Genomic DNA, 22321 nt, shown 5'->3' on the forward strand with positions numbered 1-22321 from the left:
GATGACCGCGACGCTTTCCGCACACACGACGGGTTCCTCGTCCGCGCCGGTGACGGCGCGGGCGAGGGCCCGCCGGGCGCGGCACCGCCGCACGGTGCTGCTGTTCATCGCGCCCGCTTCACTGGGATTCCTGATCTTCTTCGGGTATCCGCTGATCGCCACGATCTACTACTCGTTCACCAAGTACGACCTGATCAACCCGCCGGAGTTCGTCGGGTTCGACAACTACATCCGGATGTTCACCAGCGAACAGCTGATCGGCAAGGCCGCGTACAACACGCTGTGGCTGGTCGTCGTGCTCACCGTGTGCCGGGTGGCGTTCTCGCTCGGGGTCGCGTCGGTGATCTCCCGGCTCAAGTCCGGTGTCGGCCTGGTGCGAACGCTCTGCTACCTGCCTTCGTTGGCTCCGCCCGCCGCGGCGACGCTGGCGTTCGTGTTCCTCTTCAACCCGGAATTCGGCCCGGTGAACCGGTTTCTGCGGCTCGTCGGCATCGACGGCGGATTGTGGTTCAACGACCCCGCGATGTCGAAACCCGCGTTGACGCTGCTGGCGTTGTGGGGTTCCGGCGAACTGATGATCATCATCCTGGCGGCGTTGCTGGACGTGCCGCAGGAGCAGTACGAGGCGGCCGAGCTCGACGGTGCCGGGCCGATCCGCCGGTTCTGGCACGTGACGCTGCCGTCGATTTCGCCGGTGCTGCTGTTCGGCGTGGTCAACTCGATCATCTACGCGTTGCAGTTCTTCACGCAGGCGATCGTGGCGGGGTCCGCCGCGTCGGGCACGGCCGACGTCGCGGGCAACACCAAGTTCATCGGCGCGCCGCAGAACTCGACGCTGACCTACCCGGTGTGGTTGTACGTACAGGGTTTCCGCTACTTCAACATGGGCTACGCGGCGGCGATGGCGGTGCTGTTGTTCATCGTGTCCGCCGGGTTCACGTGGGTGCTGGTGCGGCGGTTCCGTAAGAGTCAGCATCAGGAGGAGGGCGCATGACGACGCTTTCCGAAGCGGCACCGCGTCCGCCCGCCTCGATCCCGCCCCGGGTACGGGTGAAACGGAACTGGAACAGGAAGCTGTTCTGGATCGCGAACCACGCGCTCGGTATCGCGCTCGCGGTGATCTTCGCGGCGCCGGTGGTGTTCGTCGTGCTCACCGCGGTGATGAAGAGCGATCAGGCCATGTCGTCGAGCCTGTGGCCGACGGAATGGCATTTCGAGAACTTTGTCAAGGTCTTCCAGGACGCGCCGCTGCTGCGGTATTTCGGCAACAGCCTGCTCTATTCGAGCCTGGCCACGGTCGGCGCGTTGCTGTCGGCGATCCCGGCGGCGTACGCGTTGTCGAAACTGCGCTGGCGCGGGCAGAACCTGTTCTTCATGCTGACCGTGGTCGCGATGATGTTGCCGCCCCAGGTGACCATCGTGCCGCTGTACGACCTGTGGGTGCGGCTCGGTCTCACCGGGACGCTCGTGCCGCTGATCGTGCCGTACTTCCTGTTCGACGCGTTCTCGATCTTCCTGTTGCGGCAGTTCTTCGTCACCATTCCGAAGGACTACATCGAGGCGGCGAAGATCGACGGTTGCAACGAGTTCCAGGCGATGGTGAAGGTACTGGTGCCGATGGCGAAGCCGGGGATCGCGGCCACCGCGATGTTCTGCTTCCTGTTCACCTGGAACGACTACTTCGGCCCGCTGCTCTACACCGGGGAGAACCGGGACAACTGGCCGCTTTCGCTGGCCATCGCGTCCTTCCGCGGGATGCACCACGTGGAATGGAATCTGACCATGGCGGCGACGGCGCTGATCATGGCGCCGGTGATCATTCTGTTCATCTTCGCGCAGAAGTCCTTCGTCAAGGGTATTACGTTCACGGGAGTCAAGGGATGAAGCTCGCAGTCGTCGGCGGCGGTTCCACCTACACGCCGGAGCTGATCGACGGGATCGCCGGTCGCCGGTCCACTTTGGACGTCGACGAGATCGTGCTGATCGACCCGGACGCCTACCGGGTGGAGGCGGTGGGCGGGTTCAGCCAGCGGCTGCTCAGCCACGCCGGGCATCCGGCGCGGGTGCGCACGACCGGGAATCTCGAAGAGGGCGTGGAAGGCGCGTCCGCGGTGCTGATCCAGCTCCGGGTCGGCGGCCAGCGGGCGCGCCGGGAGGACGAGACCTTCCCGCACGCCTGCGGGTGTGTCGGGCAGGAAACCACCGGTGCGGGCGGGCTGGCGAAGGCGCTGCGGACGGTGCCGGTGGTGCTCGACATCGCCGAGCGGGTGCGGAAGGTTGCCGGCGAGGACACCTGGATCGTCAACTTCACCAACCCGGTCGGGATCGTGACCCGCGCGCTCCTCAACGAGGGGCACCGCGCGGTCGGGCTGTGCAACGTGGCGATCCACCTGCAGCGGACGTTCGCGAAGCTGCTGGGCGCGGGCACCGACGACGTCCGTCTCGTCCATACTGGACTGAATCACCTGAGCTGGGAGCGGGGCGTCCTGGTGGACGGGGCCGACCGGTTGCCCGAGTTGCTCGGGGAACACGCCGAGTTCCTGTCCGAGCACGTCAGCGCTCCGGTCGAGTGGATGCGGCGGATGAACGTCGTGCCGTCGTACTACCTGAAGTACTACTACGGCCACGACGAGCAGGTGGCCAAGCAGCGCACGGAACGTCCTCGCGCGGAGGTCGTCAGCGATGTCGAGGAGGAGCTGCTGAAGGTCTACCTCGACGAGGAACGGGTGACGAAGCCGGAGCAGCTGGAAAAGCGGGGCGGCGCCTACTACTCGGAGGCCGCGGTGCAGCTCGTGCACGCGCTGACCGCGGGCGGGCCCGCGGAGGAGCACGTGGTCAACGTCCGCAACGAGGGCACGTTCCCCTTCCTGCCGGACGACGCGGTGATCGAGGTTTCGTCCACAGTGGATGGCAAGGGGGCGAAGCCGATCGCGCAGGCGCCGGTGGAGCAGCGGTTCGCCGGGCTGATGGCGGCGGTGACCTCGTACGAGTTCCTGGCGCTGGAGGCGGCGCGCAACGGCGGCCGTGACCGGGTGGCGGACGCGTTGCTGGCGCATCCGCTGGTCGGGCAGTACGCGAAGGCCGATCTGCTCGCCGATTCGCTGGTGCGGATCAACCGGGAGTTCCTGCCCTGGGCGCACGCATGACGGTCGATGTCGCGGTCGGCGACGTGGTCGTCGCGATCGACGGGGGGAACAGCAAGACCGAGGTGCTGGTGGTTTCGCGGGACGGCGTCGTGCTCGGGAAGTCCCGCGGGCCCGGCGCCTCGCCGCAGAACGTCGGTGTCGACGGCTGCGTCGCGGCGCTGGAGGAACTGGCCGAGGAGGCGCTGCGCTCGGCCGGACGCGCGGTGGCGAAGCCGTTCGCCGTGCACACCTCGGCCTACCTCGCCGGGCTGGACTTCCCGCGTGAGGAGGAGGCGCTGCACGCGGCGTTGTCCGCGCGCGGCTGGAGCGACACGCTGACGGTCGGGAACGACACGCTCGCGTTGCTGCGCGCGGGCAGTGAGGACGGCACCGGGGTCGCGGTCGTCTGCGGGGCCGGGATCAACGGCGCCGGGGCGGGGCCGGACGGCCGGGTGTACCGCTTTCCGGCGCTGGGCAAGGTTTCCGGCGACTGGGGCGGTGGCTACCGGCTCGGCGAGGAGGCGCTGTGGTGGGCGGTCCGGGCGGAGGACGGGCGCGGCCCCGGCACCGCGCTGCGGCACGCCGTCACCCGGTACTTCGGTGCCGGGACGCTGCTCGAAGTGGTGCAGGGCCTGCATTTCGAGGAGATCCCGGCGGCCTCGATCCACGGGTTGTGCCCGTTGCTGTTCGAGGTCGCCGCCGCCGGTGACGAGGTCGCGCAGGAGGTCGTCGCCCGGTTCGTCGACGAAGTGAGCGTGATGGTCGCGGTGATCCTGCGGGATCTGGAGCTGACGACGTCGGCGCCGGAGGTGGTGCTCGGCGGCGGGGTGCTCACCGGGGTCGGCGCGCCGGTGATCGCGGAGATCGAGCGGCGGTGCCTGAAGGTGGCCCCGAAGGCGGTGGTCCGCGTCGTCGACGTCAATCCGGTGGTGGGCGCCGCGCTGTCCGGTTTGGACACACTGGGCGCGCCGGCGTCGGCCAAGGCCGCGCTGAAGGCGGCCACACAACGGGTGTGAGCTGATGGGGACTCGCCGGCGACGCGGGTCCCCATCAGCACGTCCTCAGCTTCCGGTGAGCGTCTTTCCGGTCTCCAGCAGCGACTTGAGGTCGGAGAGGACCCAGTTCCAGCCGCCACCGGCGTTCTGGCCCTCCGGCGCGGTGATGTCCTCGCCCGCGCCGCTCACCATCGCGGCGGTGCCCGGGGCGCCGGTCACGTCGTGGGTGACGGTGAGCCGGGTGCCCGCGGTCTTGGTCTCTTCGATGTCATAGGTGAGTTTCGTGTACGGCTCGTCGGCGAACTCGGGCGCCATCACCAGCTTCCAGGTGAGGACGAGCTTGCGCGGCGGTTCGGCTTCGAGGACCTCGCCGTCGACCATGTCGCCGGTGACCCCGTAGCCCTTGAGCTCTTCGGTGGGGTGGACGGCGAACCTGCCGCCGGGCTTGAGGTCGTAGTCGGCGAGGCCGGTGTAGCCGTACTTCCGCGTCCACTCGGGTTTCGTGATGGCGTCCCAGATCGCCTCCGGGGTGGCCTTGATGTAGACGCGGTAGACCTGCGTGTCGGTCATGGTTCGTTGCCTTCCAGTTCGTCTTTGAGGTTCAGCAGCGCTGTCACGTGACGTTCGGTGTACTTGTCGATCCAGCGGTCGTGGATCTGCCGGATCGGAACGGGGTTGAGGAAGTGCCGTTTTTCGCGGCCTTCCTTGCGGGTGATGACGAGTCCGGCCTCTTCGAGCAGTTTCAGGTGTTTCATGACACCGAAGCGGGACATGTCCACTTCGGACTCCAGCTCGGTGAGCGTGCGGCCGTCACGCGCGTGGAGCTGGTCGAGCAGGAAGCGCCTGGTCGGGTCGGCCAATGCCTTGAACACCAGGTCGTCGCTGGGCACGGGACGAGAATAGGTGACCAAAAGGTCACATGTCAACCTGGGCTGGCGGGCTCAGTCCTGGCCGGGGTGCCGGGCGAGTAGCCTTTTCGGGCACTGAGACATTCGTCAGCAGGGACTTCACCGCAGGGGGACCATGTGAGCGCGGCACGCGCGATCGGCCTGGTACTGGGGGTGGCGGCGGACGGGGTGCTCGGCGACGCGCGGCGCAGGCCGCCGGTGGTGGCTTTCCGCCGGGTCGCCGGGGCGTCCCCGGCGCGCGGGATGGGGCTGGCCGCCGCCGGTGTCGCGCTGGGGGTGCTCGCCGAGCGCGCGGGCCGACGGCGTCCGGTGGTGCAGGCCACGGCGACGGCGGTGGCGACCTGGGCGGTGGTCGGGGCGGCCGGGCTCGCGGCGCAGGGCACCGAGCTGGCGCGCGATCTGGAGGAGGTCCGGCTGGACCCGGCGCGGCACGCCCTGTCCGAACTGGACCCGCGGGTGGCCGATGGGCTGACGCCGGTGGCGCTGTCGCGTGCTTCGGTGGAGACGATCGCGGAGAACACGTCGGACGTGGTGGTCGCGCCGCTGGTGTGGGGCGCGCTCGCCGGGGTGCCGGGGCTGCTGGGCTCGCGGGCGATCAGCCTGCTGCGGCAGTGGTCGCGGGGCCGCCGGTCGTGGGTGATCGAGCGGGCGGACGAGCTGGCCCACCTCGTCCCGACGCGGATCGCCGCCGGGCTGACCGTGCTGGCGGCGCCGGTGGTCGGTGGTTCCGCGGGGGGCGCGTGGCGGGCGTGGCGGCGCGACACGATCGCGCACCCGAGCCCGAACGCGGGCCGGGTCGAGGCGGCGTTCGCGGGCGCGCTGGAGGTGCGGGTCGGCGGGCGGACGGTGTATCCGCACGGCGTCGAGGAACTTCCCGTGCTGGGGGTCGGGCGCAACCCCGACGCCGGGCACGTGACACGCGCGGTGGAGTTGTCCCGCGTGGTGGGCTGGCTGGCCGGGGCGACCGCGGTGGTCGCCGCCCTGCTGGCCGGCCTCTGGCGCCGTTCTCACTGAAGTCTTGCTTGCGCCGTGGCCTTTCGCTGGGGGCTTCTCGCCGCTGGGTGTGCTGGTAAGGCCACCTTGAGGGCGTCGGACGCCCTCAAGGTGGCCTTACCAGCACGTCCCCGGGGATTCTCGACCCCCGGGTTGTTCTCGACCCCGGGTTCTCGACCCCTGGCTGCTCTTGACCCCGGGGTTGTCGGTGCTTGGCCGTACCGTGTCCGGTAAGGGGGCCTTGGGGTGTCCTGAATCTTCCGTTCATTCCTTCAGCGGTCCGTGAATGCCACATTGAGGGACTCAGAGTCCGTCAATGTGGCATTCACGGACCACCCTTGACCTGCGGGAAGGGAGCAAGGGACCTTTGCTCGCGTTGGTTAGCGGGGCTAACGAGTGGTAGTAAAGGTCCCTTGCTCCCACCCGGGCGAGACCGGGCGAGAGCGGGACCCGGACCCGGACCCGGATCAGCCCGCCGAGCCGCCGACCACGACCCCGGAGCCAGCCGCTCCCGACCCGGCCGGCCCAGCCCCAGACCCAGCAGAGCCCGCCGCCTCGGCGTCCTCGTCCTCCGCCAGCATCTCGGCCACCGATTTGCGGCGTCCGCGCGTCGGCCGTGTCGTGGTGAGTGCGCCGCCCGGCTTGAGTTCGCGCACCGTGAAGTACAGCCAGCCCAGCAGCGCCATGGTGCCGAAGGCGATCCACTGCAACGCGTAGGAGAAGAACGGCCCCGAATCGAGCTGTGGCAGCGGCAGGGGTTCGAGAACGCCGGGCTGGCCGCCGTCGAGCTGGAAGTAGCCGGGGCGGATGTCGAGCTTCGCGGCGCGCGCGACGACGCGCGAGTCGACGACGTAGCTCTGGAGTTTTCCGCCGGACGACGCGTCGGCGGCGGCCTCGCGGTTCTTCGGGTCCGTCTCGTCCGGGCGGGCGCGTGCCACGAGGGTCACCGTGCCTGCCGGGGGCGGTGCGTAGGACGGGACGCCGGAGTCGCTGGACAGCTTGACGTACCCGCGGTCGACCAGCACGATCGCGCCGTCGGTGGTGCGGAACGGGGTGAGCACCTCGGAGGCGCCCTGGCCCTGCACGGTCCGCAGCCGCGCGACGACCTCGGCCTCCGGCAGGTACGAGCCGGTCATGGTGAACAGGCGCCACTCGGTGTGCTGGTCCGGTTCGGCGCCCGCGCGCAGTTCCTGCGAGATCGGCGCCGGCGCGGCGGTGAAGGAGGCCCGCACGGCCGCGTTCTGGACCTCGCGCTCGGTGTCCCGCCGGAACTGCCACGGCGCGAGCAGCGTGTAGCAGCAGACGGCGAAGGTGAACACCACCACCGTCAACGCCAGCCAGCCGGGCCGGAGCAGGAACCGCAACCGCACCCCACCACGGTAGGCGGTCCCCGCCACCGGCACGACGGCGACCTCGTCAGGTGTGGGATCGCACCCAGTCGAGCAACGCGGGCACACTGCGCTCGATCATGCCCAGCACCTCGGTGAACCCGTTGTCGCCGCCGTAGTACGGGTCGGGGATCTCGGCGCCTTCGGGGGCGGACGGGTCGAACGAGCGCAGCAGCCGCACCCGGGACGGGTCGGTGGCCCGCGCCCGGAGGAACGAGACGTGCCCGTCGTCGGCGCACAGCAGCAGGTCGGCGTCCAGCTGGTCCTCGTCGACCTCGGAGGCCACGTGCGAGGTGGGGTAGCCGTGGGCCGCCAGCGTCGCGCGGGCCCGCTCGTCCGCGGGCTCGCCGACGTGCCACGGCCCGATCCCGGCGCTCGACACGCGCACGGAATCCGCCAGCCCGGCCTCCTCCAGCGCATGCCGGAACACAAGTTCGGCCATCGGGGAACGGCAGATGTTGCCGGAACAGACGAAGACGAGATGCGGGGTCCTCACCCGTCGAGACGCTACATGCGAAAATTCTCCGATGCCCGCCGTGTCCGACATCATCACCGCGCTCGAAACCGCCTATCCGCCCGAACTGGCCGAATCCTGGGACGCCGTCGGGCTGGTCTGTGGCGACCCCGCCGACGAGGTCACCCGCGTGCTGTTCTGCGTCGACCCGGTCGCCGAGACCGTCGACGAGGCGATCGAGCGGGGCGCGCAGCTGATCGTCGCGCACCATCCGCTGCTGCTGCGCGGCGTGCACGGCGTGCCGGCGGACACCGCGAAGGGCGGGCTCGTGCACCGGATGATCCGTGCCGGTGTCGCGCTCTACTGCGCGCACACCAACGCCGACTCCGCCGACCCCGGGGTGTCCGACGCCCTCGCCGCGGCGATCGGCCTGCGCGTGCTGCGCCCGCTCGACCCGAAGGCCGACGGCGTCACCGGGATCGGCCGGATCGGCGAGCTGCCCGAGGCCGAGCCGTTCGTCGCGTTCGTCGAGCGGGTCGGGAAAGCGCTGCCCGCCACGGTGCCCGGCGTCCTCGGCGCGGGCGACCCCGAGCGCCCGATCCGCACGGTGGCGGTCTCCGGCGGCGCGGGCGACTCCTACCTCGCGCGGGCGACCGCCGCCGGGGTCGACGCGTTCGTCACCGCGGATCTGCGTCATCACCCGGCCGGGGAACACCTCGCCGGTACCGGCGAGGTGCCCGCGCTGGTCGGCGTGACGCACTGGGCGAGCGAATGGCCCTGGTGCGGGCAAGCCTCGGCCGTCGTCGAGGCCGCGACAACGGGTACCGTCGACACCTGCGTCTCCACGCGGTGCACCGACCCGTGGAACCTCCGCGCCTAGCGCCGACTACGACAACTACAGGGAGCACCGTGAAGGCCGATTCCGCCGTCCAGCGCCAGCTGCTCGACCTCGCCAAGGTGGACGCCGAGCTCTCGCGCACCGCGCACCGCCGTCGCACCCTTCCGGAGATCGCCGAGATCGACGCGGGGGAGAAGACGCTGCGTGAGAAGCGTGACGCGCTCGTGTCGGTGCAGACCGCCGCGTCCGATCTCGACCGCGAGGTCGCGCGGCAGGAGAAGGAGATCGAGTCGGTGCGGGCGCGCGGGGACCGCGATCGCAAGCTGCTCGAATCGGGCTCGGTCAACGCCAAGCAGATGACCGACATCGAGCACGAGCTGCAGAGCCTCCAGCGCCGCCAGACCGCGCTCGAGGACGACCTGCTCGAGCTGATGGAGCAGCGCGAAGCCCTCGACCTCGACGCACAGCGGACCGGCGCCGAGGTCGACAAGGCCGCCGCCGAGGTCGCGGCCGCGTCCGGGCGTCGCGACGAGGCGTTCAAGGACTTCGACACCACCACCGCGCGCCGCCAGGAAGACCGCGCCAAGCTGCTGCCGCGGTTCCCCGCCGACGTGCTCAAGCTGTACGAGCGGGTCCGCGAGCACAAGGGCATCGGCGCCGCGCTGCTGCGCTCCCGCCGGTGCGGCGCCTGCCAGCTCGAACTCGACCGCAGCACCATCGCGGAGATCAAGGCCACGCCCGAGGACACGGTGGTGCAGTGCGAGAACTGCGGGGCGATCCTGGTCCGCACGCTGGAGTCGGGCCTGTGACCGACCGGGTGCTCGTCGAGGCCGACGGCGGCTCGCGGGGCAACCCCGGACCCGCGGGATACGGCGCGGTCGTCAAGGACCCCGCCACCGGCGAGGTGCTGGCCGAGCGCCGGGAGTCGCTGGGCATCGCGACCAACAACGTCGCGGAGTACTCCGGCCTCCTCGCCGGGCTGGAGGCCGCCGCCGCGGCCGGAGCGTCCACTGTGGACGTACGGATGGACTCGAAGCTCGTGGTGGAGCAGATGTCCGGCCGCTGGAAGATCAAGCACGCCGCGTTGCAGCCGCTGGCCGCGCGGGCGAAGGAGCTGGCCGCCGGGTTCGACCGCGTCAGCTACCAGTGGATCCCGCGCGCGGAGAACTCCCACGCGGACCGGCTGGCCAACGAGGCGATGGACGCGGCGGCCGGGAAACAGGTGAAACAGGTCCAGGCGGCGAAGGCCGTGACGAAGGAACCCGACCGCATCTCCCCGGCGCGCTGGACCGGCGCCAGCGGCACCCCCACCAAACTCCTGCTGCTGCGGCACGGCCAGACCGCGATGTCGGTCGACCGGCGTTACTCCGGCCGCGGCGACGTCCCGCTGACCGAACACGGCCGGGCACAGGCCGCCGCCGCGGCCAAGCGGCTCGCCGGCCTGCCCGGTCTCGTCGTCGACGGCGAGGCGGCGCCGATCATCGCGTCCCCGCTGACCCGCGCGAAGCAGACCGCGCAGGCCGTCGCCGACGCGCTCGGCGGCCGCGTCGAGACCCATCCGGGGCTCATCGAGACCGACTTCGGGGAGTGGGAGGGCCTGACCTTCGCCGAGGCCAAGGACCGCGACCCGGTACTGCACCGGCAGTGGCTCGGCGACACCTCGGTGCCGCCACCGGACGGGGAGAGCTTCGACGTCGTGCACCGGCGTGTCCGGAAGGCGCGCGACGAACTGATCGCCGAGTACGGCGGCCGGACGATCGTCGTGGTCAGCCACGTCACGCCGATCAAGGCGCTGCTGCGGATGGGTCTCGACGCTGGCCCGGCGCTGCTGTTCCGGCTGCACCTGGACCTCGCGTCGCTGTCGATCGCGGAGTTCTACCCGGACGGCAACGCGTCGGTCCGGCTGGTCAACGACATCTCCCACCTGCCGTAACCGGGACGGCGTTGCCCGAGGAGGCGAGAATGTGGGACGGATCACGCCCAATGCTGACGTGTGGGGAACCACGGATGGGGTATTGGCTAGAGTGCTTCTCCGACATGGTGGGCGCCGTGGCGCCCCGCCAAGGATTCCGCGGATCCCGCCCGGAATCCTCCTCACGGGGGCGCAGGCTCGTGCGTTTCTCGGCAAAGGCCTGTGAATAGGAACAGTGACGGGGACATGACGGCAAGCGCACTCAGCGAAGCATCCGAACGCGACCTGCCGGGGTCGCCGGAATCGGACACCGAGCGTCGCGGCTGGGCACTGCGGGTGGCCCCCTACCTGGCGGTGCTCGCCGGGGTCGCCGCGGTCGCCTGGCACGCCACCCGCTACGGGCACTGGATCGTCGACGACGCGGCCATCACCTTCTCCTACGCGCGCAGCTTCGCCGACGGCCTCGGCCCGGTGCTGCAGCCGGGCGCGCCGCCGGTCGAGGGGTTCTCCGACCCGACCTGGATGGTGCTGCTCGCACTGGGCAAGGTGGCCGGCCTGTTCGACCGCGGCCTGCTGCTGGGCATCCCGGACTATGTGCTGTTCCCGAAGCTGCTCGGGCTGCTGTTCACCGGCGGCATCCTCGCCGGGTTCCAGGTGGCCGCGCGGCAGGTCGTGCGCAGGCACGCGTGGGCGGTCACCCTGGTCGCCGGGCTGACGCTCGCGATGATCCCGTCGTTCGTGATCTGGGTCGTGTCCGGCCTGGAGAACTCGCTGTTCGCGTTCGGGGTCGTGTGGCTGGCGGTCCTGCTGTTCGTCGCGTCCCGCCGGGACAACCTGCTGTCGTGGAAGGTCGCGACCGGGGCCGGTCTGCTGGTCGCCTTCTGCGCGCTGACGCGGCCCGACGGGCTGATCTACGTCGGCGCCTATCCGCTCGCCCTGCTGTGGCAGCTGCGGCGGCCGGTGTTCGCCAAGAGCGTCGGGCGCGTCCTGATCTCGCTGGCGGCGTTCGTCGTGCCGTTCGGCGCGTACGTCGTCTGGCGGCACTCGGAGTTCGGCGGACGGCTGCTGGCCAACCCGTCGATCGCGAAGCAGCAGGGCCTGCCCGACCTGGAGTCGGTCATCCGGCCCGGCGCGCTGGCGCTGTACATCGGCGTCGCCGCGGTCGTCGTGCTCGTGGCGCTGATCGTGTGGGCGGCGGTCAAGGCGCCGTGGCGGCGCTCGCTGTACACCCTGCTGACGCCGTTCGGGCTCGGGATCGTCGCCTTCGGCGTGCTGATCCCGGACTGGATGGACCAGTACCGGTTCGCGACGCCGGTGTGGGCGCTGGGCGCGCTGATCGGGACGCTGTGCCTGGTGGAGTTCCTGCGGGCGGTGAAGACGCCGGTCCGCGTCGTGGCGCTGGTCGTGGTGATCGCGGCGGCGGTGCCCTCGGCCATCGGGTTCGTGAACGTCTCGGCCAAGTTCGTCAAGGCCCCGACCATCCCGGCCTGCCTGGTCGCCGACCGGTTCGGCCGCGGGTTCAACACCATCGCCGACATGCTGGGCATGCAGCAGGCGTCCCTGCTGCTGCCCGACCTCGGCGGCTCGTCGATGACGAGCAGGCTGCAGCTGGTCGACATGGCGGGCCTCGTCGAGACGAACGTCGCGGACTACCTGCACAAGGAGGACATCAAGGGCCTGCGCGACTACGTGTTCGACAAGGTCAAGCCGACCTTCATCCACTCGTGGGGGCCGTGGGCCAGCGGTAACGGCATCACCGTCGACCCGCGGATCGACCAGGACTACTACCCGATCTTCGTCTACCCCGCCCCCGGTCTGCGCAACGGCGACTTCGTCCGCAAGGACGCGGTGACCGACCTGGCGAAGCTCGAGGCGGTGCGGCACTACGCGGCCACCACGATGATGAACGTCGAGGGGCAGCACTTCGTCACGGCGCCGCTGGACGACTGCGGCCCGACCATGAAGCCGGGGCAGACCATCGCCCCGCGCGGCTGAGTTCTCTTTCGCCCGGGAGGTCCGTGAATGCCACATTGAGGGACTCTGAGTCCCTCAATGTGGCATTCACGGACCGCGGGTGGGGGCGTGGGGCCGTTACCCGCCAAGGGGTTCCGGGGTGGCGGCGCCGCGGTCGAGGTCTTTCTCCAGTTCGCAGATCACCGGCAGCACGTGCTTGCCGAAGTACTCGACGTCCTCCAGGTAGTGGAGGAACCCGAGCAGCAGCAGGTTCGCGCCGCGCCGCTTGTACTCGACGGCCCGTCGCGCGATCTGCTCCGGCGTCCCGATCAGGCCGGTGCGGAAGCCGTCGTTGTACTGCACCAGATCGGCGAACTCCGAATCGGCCCACATGCCCTTCGAGTCCGAAGTGGACTTACCGGCCTGCTTGACGGCGTCACGGAAGCCCTGCACCGCCTCGACGTTGGCCTTGGCGACGATCTCCCGCAGGACGTCCTTCGCCTCGCTCTCGGTCTCGCGGGCGATCACGAACCCGTTCAGTCCGAAGCGGACGGTGTGCTCGTTCGCCGCCGCGTAGTCGCCGACCTCCTCGACCTGCTCGGTGAAGCCGTCGAAGTCCTTGCCGTTGCTGAAGTACCAGTCCGACACCCGCCCGGCGAGCTTGCGCGCCGCGGTGGAGTTGCCGCCCTGGAAGATCTCCGGATGCGGGCGTCCCGGCCCGGCCACCGGCTTCGGCTTGATGTCGAAGTCGTGGATCCGGTAGAAATCGCCGCCGAACTCGGCGTGGTCGTTCGTCCAGAGTTCCTTGAGGACACGGATGAACTCCTCCGAGCGCCGGTAGCGCTCGTCGTGTTCGAGCCAGGGTTCGCCGAGATTGGTGAACTCGTTCTTGAACCAGCCGCTCACCACGTTGACCGCCGCCCGGCCGCCGGAAATGACGTCGGCGCTCGCGACGAACTTCGCCAGCACCCCGGGGTGCCACAGCCCGGGATGGACCGCGGCGATGACCTTGAGCCGCTGCGTGGCCAGCAGCAGCGCGAGGCTGAACCCGGTCGATTCGTGCTGGTAGGCGGCGCCGTAGCTGGAGGTGTAGCGCACCTGGGAGAGCGCGTATTCGAAGCCGTTGTTCTCGGCGAGGACGGCCAGCTCGCGGTTGTAGTCGTAACCCCAGTCGGTGCGCTGCTCGATGTCGCTGGTGACCAGGCCGCCGCTGACGTTCGGCACCCAGTAGGCGAACTTCAGCGGTTCACGCAGCCGTGCTTCGTTTTCGGGCATGGTTGCTCCACAAAGTGGTGAAATAGGGCGGGCGCGGGAAAGGTGCTACGCGGAACAGCGGCAGCCCGCCACGCGGACGAAGTCCACGTGACGGCGGCGGGTCAGCAGGGCGCCGGACATGGCCGAAGTAGAACAGCGGCCCCGGAGCCGGTCAACGGCCGTCCACGCGCTGGGACCGATCCGTCCACAAGGGACCGGCCGGGCCGGTGGCGCACCACCACGTCGGCGGCGGGAACGGCGGGACCGGTAGCATTCCACGGCGGACGAGCTGGCAGGGCGGTCGCGAGCCGGGAAACCGGTCCGAGGAAAGTCCGGACTCCGCAGGGCAGGGTGGTTGCTAACGGCAACCCGGGGTGACCCGCGGGACAGTGCCACAGAAAACAGACCGCCCCTGTCCGCACGGACGGGGGTAAGGGTGAAACGGTGGTGTAAGAGACCACCAGCGTCCCGGGTGACCGGGACGGCTAGGTAAACCCCACCCGGAGCAAGGCCAAGAGGGAGTTCGCTCCTGCGCAGGCGTTCGAGGACGGCCCGTCCGAGTCTGCGGGTAGGCCGCTGGAGCCTGCCGGCGACGGCAGGCCGAGATGGATGACCGCCACCCGCGGCGCCGCAAGGAGCCGCGGGGACAGGATCCGGCTTACATGCCAGCTCGTCCCACTTCTTCCGCTTCCGCGTCCTCCGCGCCCCGCTCCGGCTCCGGTCAGGCTCCGCGGGGCCGCGTGGGAGCAAGGGACCTTTACTACCACTCGTTAGCCCCGCTAACCAACGTGAGCAAAGGTCCCTTGCTCTCTTCCCGCAGGTCAGGGGTGGTCCGTGAATGCCACATTGAGGGACTCAGAGTCCCTCAATGTGGCATTCACGGACCACTGAAGGAATGAACGGAAGATTCAGGACACCCCGAGGCCCCCTTACCGAACACAGTACGGACAGCCACCGACAAACCCAGGGAACGACAACCCCGGGGGTCGAGAATCCCCGGGGGACATGCTGGTAAGGCCACCTTGAGGGCGTCAGACGCCCTCAAGGTGGCCTTACCAGCAAACCAGGCCGAGAAGCCCCCAGCGAAAAGCTGTGAAGGACTCCTTCACAGCGCTCAACGCCGTGAAGGAGTCCTTCACAGCACGACCCATGACGGGGGACGGAGCGCAACGGCTGCCCAGCGTGGTGCGGAAGTGGTAGCAAAGGTCCCTTGCTCCGCATCGGGCAGCGGTGACGGCCGTTCGGCCGTGGCCGAGGGGATTTACCCCGGAGTAGGGTGCCCGTATGGGTGTAGCGACGGCCACCGCGAAACAGTTCAAGAACGCGTTCGACTCGATCCACGCGTTCGGTTACTTCGCCCCGGAACTCGAAGCGGCCTTCACCGCGGCGGGACTGCGGCCAGGACGGATGTGCTACTTCGCCGGCCGTTCCGCGCCGATGGGCGCGGTCGGGCCGGCCACCGTGGCCGCCACCTTCTACAACTTCAACGTCGAGGTCATCGCGCGGCACCTCCCCCGCGCCTGGACGCTCGCGACGCCGGAGCAGGTCGTGACGGCCCGGTTCGCGGGCATCGACGCGGCGTTCACCCGGCTGCTCGGCGCCGAGGCCCTCGCGGCCGACGACATCGCCGAGGCCGCGGAACTCGCCAGGGAGGCCGTGTCCGCCTGCCGCCCGGAGGGCCGCCCGCTCTACGCCGGACACGCCACCGTGCCCTGGCCCGACCGGCCGCACCTCGTCCTCTGGCACGCGCTGACGCTCCTGCGCGAACACCGCGGCGACGGGCACATCGCCGCACTCGTCCTCAACGGTCTCGCCGGGCTGCCCGCGCTGGTCACCCACACCGCCACCGGCAACGGCTTCCTCGCCGAAGCCGCCAAGAAGTCCCGCGGCTGGAGCGACGAGCAGTGGGCCGCGGCCGAGGCGGAACTGCGCGAATCCGGAATCCTGGGCGAGGACGGCAAGCTCACCGAGGCGGGCGAAGCCCTGCGCGAACGCATCGAGGAAGCCACGAACGCCGCCACGGAAGGCCCGTGGGCCCATCTCGGACCGGAGAAGACCGCGCGGCTCGAAGAGCTCTGCGTCCCGATCAGCGCCCGGCTGGTCGCGGCGGGCGCGTTCCCGCCCGGAGTGTTCGCCACCGGCCGCCCCTGAACCCGTTTCTCACGCTATGTGGTGAAAAAGTCGGGTAGTCCAGTGCGCACGGTGACCGCCCCGGTGTTACGCCAAGATCGAGTTCGTCACCGGTCGCCGAGGCGACAAGCACAGAGCGGACTCGCGCGACGGCGCCGAATGGGTCATGTCACACTGTCCGCGGCCCATCAGGTCGGCTTTCGGCTCACTCAGCGTGAACAACAAACTCGCGAGCGGGTGAGTTCGTTCGCACACTACGAAATACGGGTGGCCGGGGTTAAACCCGGAGAGTCTTGCCACGATGATGGAGGGCGAGGAGTTTCCGTGTGAGAAGCCTGGCTCCGGCCGCGATGGACAAGTCGACATCTACACAGCGCGCTTTGACCACTACCCCTCGTAACGCCATGATGTTGTTCGAAGCACCGCCTCAGCCAGAACCGCGCGGCCCTCACCGCGCACCGGGAGTAACGCGATGACCACCATGACCGCCTTCGAGACGCTGGCCGCCGGAGAAAACGGAATCGGCACCGGCAGCGTCCGGACCTGGCTGCTCGACAACATCATCCCCCTGGTGCTGCTCGCCGTCGCGCTCCTGCTGCTCTGGCTCGGCGGTGGCAAGGGTGACAACGCGGGCGTGATGCGCAGGCTCGCCGGCGTCGTCATCGCACTCGCGATCATCGGACTCGCGGTCAGCGGCGCCGGCGTCAACGTGGGCCAGTGGATCGCCGGCCTGTTCACCGGCTGAGGCGGGCCCGGCGTGCGTATCAGGACTGATGACGAGGTCTACCGGGTCGACGCCGTCTGGCTCGGCCCGCCGAAAGCGACTTTTCCCTGGAGAGCCCGCTACGTCGCGTGGCTCATCGGCATCCCGATCTTCCTGGTCGTGCTCACCGTCGAACGGTGGGCGGGCTGGAGTTTCGGGTTCTTCTCCACGGCATGGGCGTTCATCGCCACGATCGTGATCACCAAGCTGATCACCGCCAAGATCAGCCACGAGCGGCCGCTCGGCGCCGTGGCCGCGATGGCGGCGCGTGAGCTGTCCACACCGAGGGAGAAGACCACGGGCACGGGTGGCGCGGTCACCGCCAGCCGGGTCCGGGTACGGGCCGAGCGCCCGCTGCCGAAGCACAAGAGAAAACGGCAGTACCGGCACCGCGGCCACGGCCCGGGTACGGGGACGGCCACAGCACAGGGAACACCACGAGCGCGCCGGGGCCGTGCCGCGGTCCGGGCCGGGAGGTAGTCGTTGTTCGGTCGCGGCGGTAGCCGAGGAAAACGAGATCGGGACATGCCCACCGGCGCCTGGGAACCGCCGCGGCAACCCCGCTCCGCACCGGGTGCCAAACCCGCAGGCAAGGGCAGGCGGCTGCCCGGGGAACAGGCGATCCCCGCCTACACGCCGTCCGTCGCCGCGCGCAGCATCGACGGCCACCTGCTGCGCACCGGGTTCGAGGTCTACGCCTGGTACCGCCTCGCGCCGCAACGCTGGTCGTTCCGCTCGGACTCGCAGCGCCGGGACCTGATCGCCGCCATCGCCGGCCAGTACGCCGAACTGCAGGGCCGCTGGCTGCACCTGCGCGTCACCAACCGGCCCTACCCGATCCGCATGTGGGCCGAGGCGCACGTGCACAACGCCGTCGGCCGCCCCGGCGACGTGCCCGGCGCGTTGTCCTTCGACGACTACCTCATCGGCGAGCAGCAGCAGCTGATGGGCCGCTCGATGGCCGAGAAGGAGGTCTACCTCGGCGTCCAGGTGCAGACCCGGCGCATGGTCGACCGCGCCGTCGAACGCGCCGCCCCGGTGCTGCGCAAGATCCTCCCCGAGGCCGTCGACGCCGAGCTGTCCGCGCTGGACTCCGAGGTCGAGCACCTCGACCAGGTCATCGGCTCCGCCGGGCTGGAGGGCCGCCCGGTGCACGCCGAGGAGATGTCCTGGCTGATGCACCGCTCCTGCTCGCTCGGCCTGCCCGCCCCGCGCAACCTACCCGCCGTCCCCGGCGCCGCCTGGGAGCCGGAGGACCTCGCCAGCTTCACCGACGCGGCCGACTTCTACGCCGACCCGTACGCCCCGACGGTCACCGTGCGCGGCCGCACCGGCTCCAACGCCGGGGTGGCGCGGCACCTCGCGGTGCTCACCGTCGGGCAGATGCACGGCCTGCAGATCCCCGAGGTCGACGACCCCTGGGTCCAGCACGCCGACCGGCTGCCTGCCGCCGTCGAGGTGTCCGCGCGGATCTACGTCCGGCGCCCCGAAGAGGTGGCCGGCGAGCTCCAGCGCCAGATGAACAAGGTCCGCTCACAGGTCAAGCACTACACCGACGAGCACGAGCTGGAACCCCCGCAGTCGCTCGCCCGCCAGGCCGGGCGCGTGCTGGAGATCGACGACGAGATGACGTCGGGCTTCACCGCGCTGGCCACCCGCGTCTACTCGTGGTGGCGGATGGCGGTGTCCGGGCCGACCGAACGCGACGCGCTCAAGCTCGCCCAGCAACTGCTCGACCTGTACAAGCCGAAGATCGCCGTCGAGCACCCCGAGGCGCAGTACGCGATGGCGCGGGAGTTCATCCCGGGCGAGCCGCTGGCCTCGGCCGCCTACAAACGCCGCGGGTCGGTCGTCTGGGCGGCCTCGGCGGTGCCGACCGCGACCGCCGAGGTGGGCGACCGCCGCGGCATCCTGCTCGGCGAGACCTGCACCGCGACCCGGCGCCCGGTGGCCTGGGACCCGTGGATGGCACAGGAGATCCGCGACGGCTCCGGCCTGACCGCCATGGTCGCCGGGCTCGGTGGCGGCAAGTCCTTCCTCGGCGGCGGCATCGTCTACAAGACCCTCCGCGCGGGCGCGCACTGGACGATCCTCGACCCCTCCGGCCCGCTGTCGCGCCTGTGCGACCTGCCCGAGATGCGGCCCTACGCGCGGCCGATCAACCTGCTCAACGCGCAGCCCGGCATCCTCAACCCGTACCGCGTGGTCGCCGAGCCGCTCATCGAGCACTTCATGGACGAGGACGACCCCGAGCGCTCCTGGCGCCGCGAGAAGGCCCTCGCGGGCGCTACGCGGCGTCGTCTCGTACTCGACGTCCTCACCGGTGTCCTGCCGTATGAGGTCTCGCGGATGGCGCAGACCCGGATCGTGCTGCTGCGCGCGGTCCGCGCCGTCGGCGGCCGCTTCGACGCCGACCCCGGGCAGGTCATCGACGCGCTGCGCCGCGACTCCAGCGAGCACCACGAGCACGCCGTCGTCGTCGCGGACTTCCTCGACGAGATGCGCGAACGGATGGCGCTGCTCATCCCGGAGACCGACGCCGACCCGTACGCCGAGACCCGCGACGACCGGCTCACCGTCCTGACGATGGCCGGGCTGACGCTGCCGAAGGACGGCGTGCCCCGCGAGTACTGGACCGACGCGGAGTCCCTCGGCGTCGAGATGCTGAACCTCGCCGCCTGGCTCACCCAGCGCTCGGTCTACGAGAAGCCGAAGGAACTGCGCAAGGGCGTCTGGATCGACGAGGCGTTCTTCCTCTCCGAGGTCCCGACCGGCCGCGTGCTGATGAACCGCTTCGCGCGTGACTCGCGCAAGTGGAACGTCCGGGTGCTGCTGTCCTCGCAGATCCCGGCGGACTTCCTCAAGATCCAGGGCTTCGTGGCCCTGCTGGACTCGGTGTTCGTCGGCCGCCTCGACGACGACGACGCGCAGGCCGACGCGCTGCGCCTGCTGAAGGTCCCGGTCGGCGTCGGCTACGAGCAGGTCGTCGCCGCGCTCGGCCGCCGCCCCGGCGGGCAGCGGGGCCTCGAACGCGACGTCGAGCCGCGGCAGTTCATCTTCGGCGACGGCGCCGGTGGCGTGGAACGCATCCGCGTCGACTTCTCCGGCCCGCACCTGGACCACCTGCGCGGCGTCATGGACACCACGCCGGGCTCGCCGGACGCGAAGCCCAGGCCGGGCACGGAAATCGCGGCACCGAAGCTCGATGCCAAGGTCTACGTACCGGTACCACCCGAGGAGGACCCGGAGCTCGAACAGGACTTCGAGCTCGCCGCCGAACTGGAGGTCGGCCTCACCGACGACGTCCTGCTCGGCGCGCCGGACCCGCTCGCCAGCGAGACCGGTGAGGTCGAGGGCAACGTCCACAGTGGAGCGTCGAACCGGAAGAGTGGCGAGCCCGCCCGCTCCGGCGGCGGCACCAAGGGCGGTCCTGGCAGGGATGCCGCGTGAACACCTTGATGACGCTGGCGTCTGTCTTCGCAGTCGCCTACGGCTGGCACCGGCTGCGCCGGCGTGTCAAGGAGGGTTCCCGGAACGGGATGCGTCCCGGCCGGCGTGCCGCGATGCTCACCGCGGTGCTGATCATCGGCATGCAGATCGTGCTCACCGCGCCCGCCAACGCCGCGGCCTGCGGCGAGCCCCCGAACCCGGAACGCCCCGGCGCGGGCCTCGTCGGCGCGATCGACCAGCCCGAGGTCACCCACGGCGAGGCGGGCAGCCCGTACTACAGCTACGGGTACGCGGGCTTCGTCTGGGACACCTTCCAGACCAACTGCACCCCGCTGGCCGGGCTGGCCTCGCCGAACTCGACGATCGACACCTGGGCGGGCAACCAGCTGTTCAACGTCGGCAAGAACATCGTCGGCGCCACCAACTCCCTGCACTACACCGTGCTCGAGGGTGGCCTGCTGACCCCGCTCTACAACGCGGTGAAGGCGGGCGCCGAGAAGGTCTACAACAACATCTACGCGCAGCTGTTCGGCCTGGCCGCGCTGCTGCTGTCGGTCCTGCTGTTCCGCAACATCTGGCGCGGTGACCTCGCCTCGGTCAGCAAACGCGCGCTCTACGCGCTGGCCGCGGTCTGGCTGGCCGCGTCCTCACTGGCGATGCTGCGGTACTTCGACCCGATCGACAAGGCGATCGTCCAGACCACCACGAACATCCAGGCGGGATTCGTCGACCAGTCGCAGAACCGCGCGGTCAACGACATCCTGCCGACCGACCTGCACAACGAGATCGTCTACAAGAACTGGCTGCGCGGGGAGTTCGGCGCGCCGGACGCGCCGCAGGCCGAGCAGTTCGGCAGGCCGCCGTGCCCGCCGCCGCCCCCACCGGGAACGCCGCCCCCGCCGAAGGCGCCGCCGCCCTGCTCGCCGCAGTCGCTCATCGACTCGCAGGCGTTCACCTGGGACCAGGTCCGCGACAAGTCCGACGCCAACCAGTCGGTCGTGGACGCGAAAAAGGCCACGTACAAGGACATCTCGACCAAGCTCGGCCCGGCCACCGGATACTTCACCGGCGAGGACGGCAGCCGCACCGGTTCCGGCTTCCTCGCGCTCGGCCAGAGCCTGGTCTACGCGCTGTTCCAGCTGCTGGCCAAGGCGTCCGTGCTGCTCGCGCAGGTGGTCGTCCGGCTGTTCACACTCACCGCGCCCCTCATCGGGCTGGTGGCGCTGCTGCACCACGACATCCTCCGCCGGACGCTGAAGCTGGTCGGCGCCGTCGCGTTCAACATGGTCGTGCTCTCCGTGCTCGCGGGCGTGCACGCGCTGCTGCTGCAGGCCATCTTCGGCGCGGGCAAGTCGCTTTCGCTGCTGACCCAGATGGTCATGGCCGGGCTGGTGACCGTGCTGCTGTTCATGGTCGGGCGCCCGGTACGGCGGCTGTGGCAGATGGTCGAGATGTCGGTGAGCACGGTCGGCGCCGCGGTGCCGACACCCAGTGGCGGCATCTTCTCCCGCTTCCGCAAGAACAAGGGCAACAGCCCGCAGGACCAGTTCTGGCAGAACGTCCGCGACACCGACGACGTCGTGGACGGCGAGACCAGGGGGCCGATCGGCGCGACCGTCGGCGGCGGCCGGTTCCGGCCGGAGGCCACCGTCTTCGCCAGTGCGCGGCGGCTCGACAACCACCGCCCGGCGGCGGCCTGGTCCGGCGCGCCGTGGCCGGGCGCGGTCACCGCGGGCGGCGGGGTCGCGGCGCTCCCGCCCGGCGGCGGCAGCGGCGCCCCGGCCTTCGGGCAGTACAACCCGCGCATCGGCGACCCCGGCGAGTACGTCCTCACCCCGGGGGGAAACCGGGTGCTGCGTGAGGAAAGCCGCCGTGTCGACACCTCACCGGTCGCGGACCGGCGCTGGAGCGACGAACCGGAACCGGTGGTGGTGCCCTCGCGGATGAGCTCGGCGAACTTCGACAACGGCATCGGCAACTACGCCGTGCCGGAGTCCGCGATGCCGGTCCAGCCGCCACCCGGGGTGCGTGCCCAGCCCCGGCGGGTCGACCCCGAGGTCGTCGCCGGGAAGCCGGTTTTCGTCCTGTACCGGCCGTCGCGCGGGCTCGAGGTCCGCGACGAAGTGCGCGACACCGACCACCTCATGGGACGGTGACC

At 70.3% G+C, this 22321-nt stretch carries 19 protein-coding genes and 1 other RNA gene; 15 read left to right on the forward strand and 5 right to left on the reverse strand.

All coding sequences use genetic code 11. The annotated features are described in order from the left end of the window. Nucleotide 1 precedes the first annotated feature (1 nt). The 4 genes from ABD987_RS35300 to ABD987_RS35315 are packed head-to-tail and all read left to right on the forward strand — an operon-like array spanning nt 2 to nt 4141. The gene (locus tag ABD987_RS35300; RefSeq protein WP_345404462.1) at nt 2-994 is read left to right on the forward strand and encodes a carbohydrate ABC transporter permease; all 993 of its coding nucleotides are present in this window, start codon (nt 2-4) and stop codon (nt 992-994) included. After that, nucleotides 991-1884 (forward strand): carbohydrate ABC transporter permease, encoded by an 894-nt coding sequence (locus tag ABD987_RS35305; protein ID WP_345404465.1) that lies wholly within the window; start codon nt 991-993, stop codon nt 1882-1884. Before ABD987_RS35300 ends, ABD987_RS35305 begins: the two co-directional genes overlap by 4 nt. Then, nucleotides 1881-3146, forward strand: coding sequence for a 6-phospho-beta-glucosidase (locus ABD987_RS35310; RefSeq protein WP_345404468.1), 1266 nt, complete (start codon nt 1881-1883; stop codon nt 3144-3146). The genes ABD987_RS35305 and ABD987_RS35310 overlap by 4 nt, the downstream gene beginning before the upstream one ends. Continuing rightward, complete coding sequence (locus ABD987_RS35315; RefSeq protein WP_345404471.1) at nt 3143-4141, forward strand: N-acetylglucosamine kinase; 999 nt, start codon at nt 3143-3145, stop codon at nt 4139-4141. Before ABD987_RS35310 ends, ABD987_RS35315 begins: the two co-directional genes overlap by 4 nt. A 45-nt stretch (nt 4142-4186) precedes the next feature. On the opposite strand, the gene ABD987_RS35320 is transcribed toward ABD987_RS35315, so the two are convergent. After that, the gene (locus tag ABD987_RS35320; RefSeq protein ID WP_345404474.1) at nt 4187-4690 is read right to left on the reverse strand and encodes an SRPBCC domain-containing protein; all 504 of its coding nucleotides are present in this window, start codon (nt 4688-4690) and stop codon (nt 4187-4189) included. Then, on the reverse strand, nt 4687-5010 hold the full coding sequence (locus tag ABD987_RS35325; RefSeq protein WP_345404477.1) for an ArsR/SmtB family transcription factor: 324 nt from the start codon (nt 5008-5010) through the stop codon (nt 4687-4689). The genes ABD987_RS35320 and ABD987_RS35325 overlap by 4 nt, the downstream gene beginning before the upstream one ends. A 135-nt stretch (nt 5011-5145) precedes the next feature. Here ABD987_RS35325 and ABD987_RS35330 point away from each other — a divergent pair, with 135 nt between their 5' ends. Next, nucleotides 5146-6042: a cobalamin biosynthesis protein CobD/CbiB gene (locus ABD987_RS35330; protein ID WP_345404480.1), complete on the forward strand. Its 897-nt coding sequence runs from the start codon at nt 5146-5148 to the stop codon at nt 6040-6042. Nucleotides 6043-6488: 446 nt separating this feature from the next. On the opposite strand, the gene ABD987_RS35335 is transcribed toward ABD987_RS35330, so the two are convergent. Both ABD987_RS35335 and ABD987_RS35340 read right to left on the reverse strand, forming a co-directional pair. Beyond that, nucleotides 6489-7391, reverse strand: a complete 903-nt coding sequence (locus ABD987_RS35335; RefSeq protein ID WP_345404483.1) for an SURF1 family cytochrome oxidase biogenesis protein — start codon at nt 7389-7391, stop codon at nt 6489-6491. 46 nt (nt 7392-7437) lie between these two features. Continuing rightward, on the reverse strand, nt 7438-7956 hold the full coding sequence (locus ABD987_RS35340) for a low molecular weight protein-tyrosine-phosphatase (RefSeq protein ID WP_345404630.1): 519 nt from the start codon (nt 7954-7956) through the stop codon (nt 7438-7440). On the opposite strand from ABD987_RS35340, the gene ABD987_RS35345 reads away from it, so the two are divergent. From ABD987_RS35345 to ABD987_RS35360, 4 genes are all read left to right on the forward strand, one after another. After that, nucleotides 7937-8743 carry a Nif3-like dinuclear metal center hexameric protein gene (locus tag ABD987_RS35345; RefSeq protein ID WP_345404486.1) on the forward strand — a complete coding sequence of 269 codons (807 nt, stop codon included), beginning with the start codon at nt 7937-7939 and terminating at the stop codon, nt 8741-8743. The genes ABD987_RS35340 and ABD987_RS35345 overlap by 20 nt on opposite strands. Before the next feature lie 29 nt (nt 8744-8772). Further along, nucleotides 8773-9510, forward strand: a complete 738-nt coding sequence (locus ABD987_RS35350; RefSeq protein WP_345404489.1) for a zinc ribbon domain-containing protein — start codon at nt 8773-8775, stop codon at nt 9508-9510. Then, nucleotides 9507-10634, forward strand: a complete 1128-nt coding sequence (locus ABD987_RS35355; protein WP_345404492.1) for a bifunctional RNase H/acid phosphatase — start codon at nt 9507-9509, stop codon at nt 10632-10634. Before ABD987_RS35350 ends, ABD987_RS35355 begins: the two co-directional genes overlap by 4 nt. 225 nt (nt 10635-10859) lie before the next feature. Then, nucleotides 10860-12608 carry a hypothetical protein gene (locus ABD987_RS35360; RefSeq protein ID WP_345404495.1) on the forward strand — a complete coding sequence of 583 codons (1749 nt, stop codon included), beginning with the start codon at nt 10860-10862 and terminating at the stop codon, nt 12606-12608. A gap of 96 nt (nt 12609-12704) precedes the next feature. On the opposite strand, the gene sfnG is transcribed toward ABD987_RS35360, so the two are convergent. Continuing rightward, nucleotides 12705-13841 carry a dimethylsulfone monooxygenase SfnG gene (sfnG, locus tag ABD987_RS35365; RefSeq protein ID WP_345404498.1) on the reverse strand — a complete coding sequence of 379 codons (1137 nt, stop codon included), beginning with the start codon at nt 13839-13841 and terminating at the stop codon, nt 12705-12707. 264 nt (nt 13842-14105) lie between these two features. Here sfnG and rnpB point away from each other — a divergent pair. The 6 genes from rnpB (at nt 14106) to ABD987_RS35395 (ending at nt 22319) form a co-directional block, all read left to right on the forward strand. Next, nucleotides 14106-14497, forward strand: an RNA gene (gene rnpB / locus ABD987_RS35370) — RNase P RNA component class A. Nucleotides 14498-15104: 607 nt separating this feature from the next. Beyond that, nucleotides 15105-15971, forward strand: coding sequence for an SCO6745 family protein (locus ABD987_RS35375; RefSeq protein ID WP_345404501.1), 867 nt, complete (start codon nt 15105-15107; stop codon nt 15969-15971). Nucleotides 15972-16422: 451 nt separating this feature from the next. Further along, entirely contained in the window at nt 16423-16695 is a 273-nt protein-coding gene (locus ABD987_RS35380) for a hypothetical protein (protein WP_345404504.1), read from the forward strand. A 12-nt stretch (nt 16696-16707) separates the two neighbouring features. Next, complete coding sequence (locus tag ABD987_RS35385; protein WP_345404507.1) at nt 16708-17193, forward strand: hypothetical protein; 486 nt, start codon at nt 16708-16710, stop codon at nt 17191-17193. Between the two features lie 3 nt (nt 17194-17196). Beyond that, nucleotides 17197-20163, forward strand: a complete 2967-nt coding sequence (locus ABD987_RS35390; RefSeq protein WP_345404510.1) for an ATP-binding protein — start codon at nt 17197-17199, stop codon at nt 20161-20163. After that, a complete protein-coding gene (locus ABD987_RS35395) occupies nt 20160-22319 on the forward strand; it encodes a magnesium transporter (RefSeq protein WP_345404513.1) in 2160 nt (719 codons plus the stop codon). Before ABD987_RS35390 ends, ABD987_RS35395 begins: the two co-directional genes overlap by 4 nt. Nucleotides 22320-22321: the final 2 nt, after the last annotated feature.

It is taken from the genome of Amycolatopsis samaneae (assembly GCF_039541975.1).
In the GTDB taxonomy this organism is placed as follows: domain Bacteria; phylum Actinomycetota; class Actinomycetes; order Mycobacteriales; family Pseudonocardiaceae; genus Amycolatopsis; species Amycolatopsis samaneae.

Bases quoted from the DNA above. Each gene is read 5' to 3' on its own strand.
- ABD987_RS35360 (WP_345404495.1), top strand. From the start codon at position 10,860: ATGACGGCAAGCGCACTCAGCGAAGCATCCGAACGCGACCTGCCGGGG.
- ABD987_RS35305 (WP_345404465.1), top strand. From the start codon at position 991: ATGACGACGCTTTCCGAAGCGGCACCGCGTCCGCCCGCCTCGATCCCG.
- ABD987_RS35300 (WP_345404462.1), top strand. From the start codon at position 2: ATGACCGCGACGCTTTCCGCACACACGACGGGTTCCTCGTCCGCGCCG.
- ABD987_RS35315 (WP_345404471.1), top strand. From the start codon at position 3,143: ATGACGGTCGATGTCGCGGTCGGCGACGTGGTCGTCGCGATCGACGGG.
- ABD987_RS35320 (WP_345404474.1), bottom strand. From the start codon at position 4,690: ATGACCGACACGCAGGTCTACCGCGTCTACATCAAGGCCACCCCGGAG.
- ABD987_RS35380 (WP_345404504.1), top strand. From the start codon at position 16,423: ATGACCACCATGACCGCCTTCGAGACGCTGGCCGCCGGAGAAAACGGA.
- sfnG (WP_345404498.1), bottom strand. From the start codon at position 13,841: ATGCCCGAAAACGAAGCACGGCTGCGTGAACCGCTGAAGTTCGCCTAC.
- ABD987_RS35345 (WP_345404486.1), top strand. From the start codon at position 7,937: ATGCCCGCCGTGTCCGACATCATCACCGCGCTCGAAACCGCCTATCCG.
- ABD987_RS35310 (WP_345404468.1), top strand. From the start codon at position 1,881: ATGAAGCTCGCAGTCGTCGGCGGCGGTTCCACCTACACGCCGGAGCTG.
- ABD987_RS35375 (WP_345404501.1), top strand. From the start codon at position 15,105: ATGGGTGTAGCGACGGCCACCGCGAAACAGTTCAAGAACGCGTTCGAC.
- ABD987_RS35340 (WP_345404630.1), bottom strand. From the start codon at position 7,956: ATGTCGGACACGGCGGGCATCGGAGAATTTTCGCATGTAGCGTCTCGA.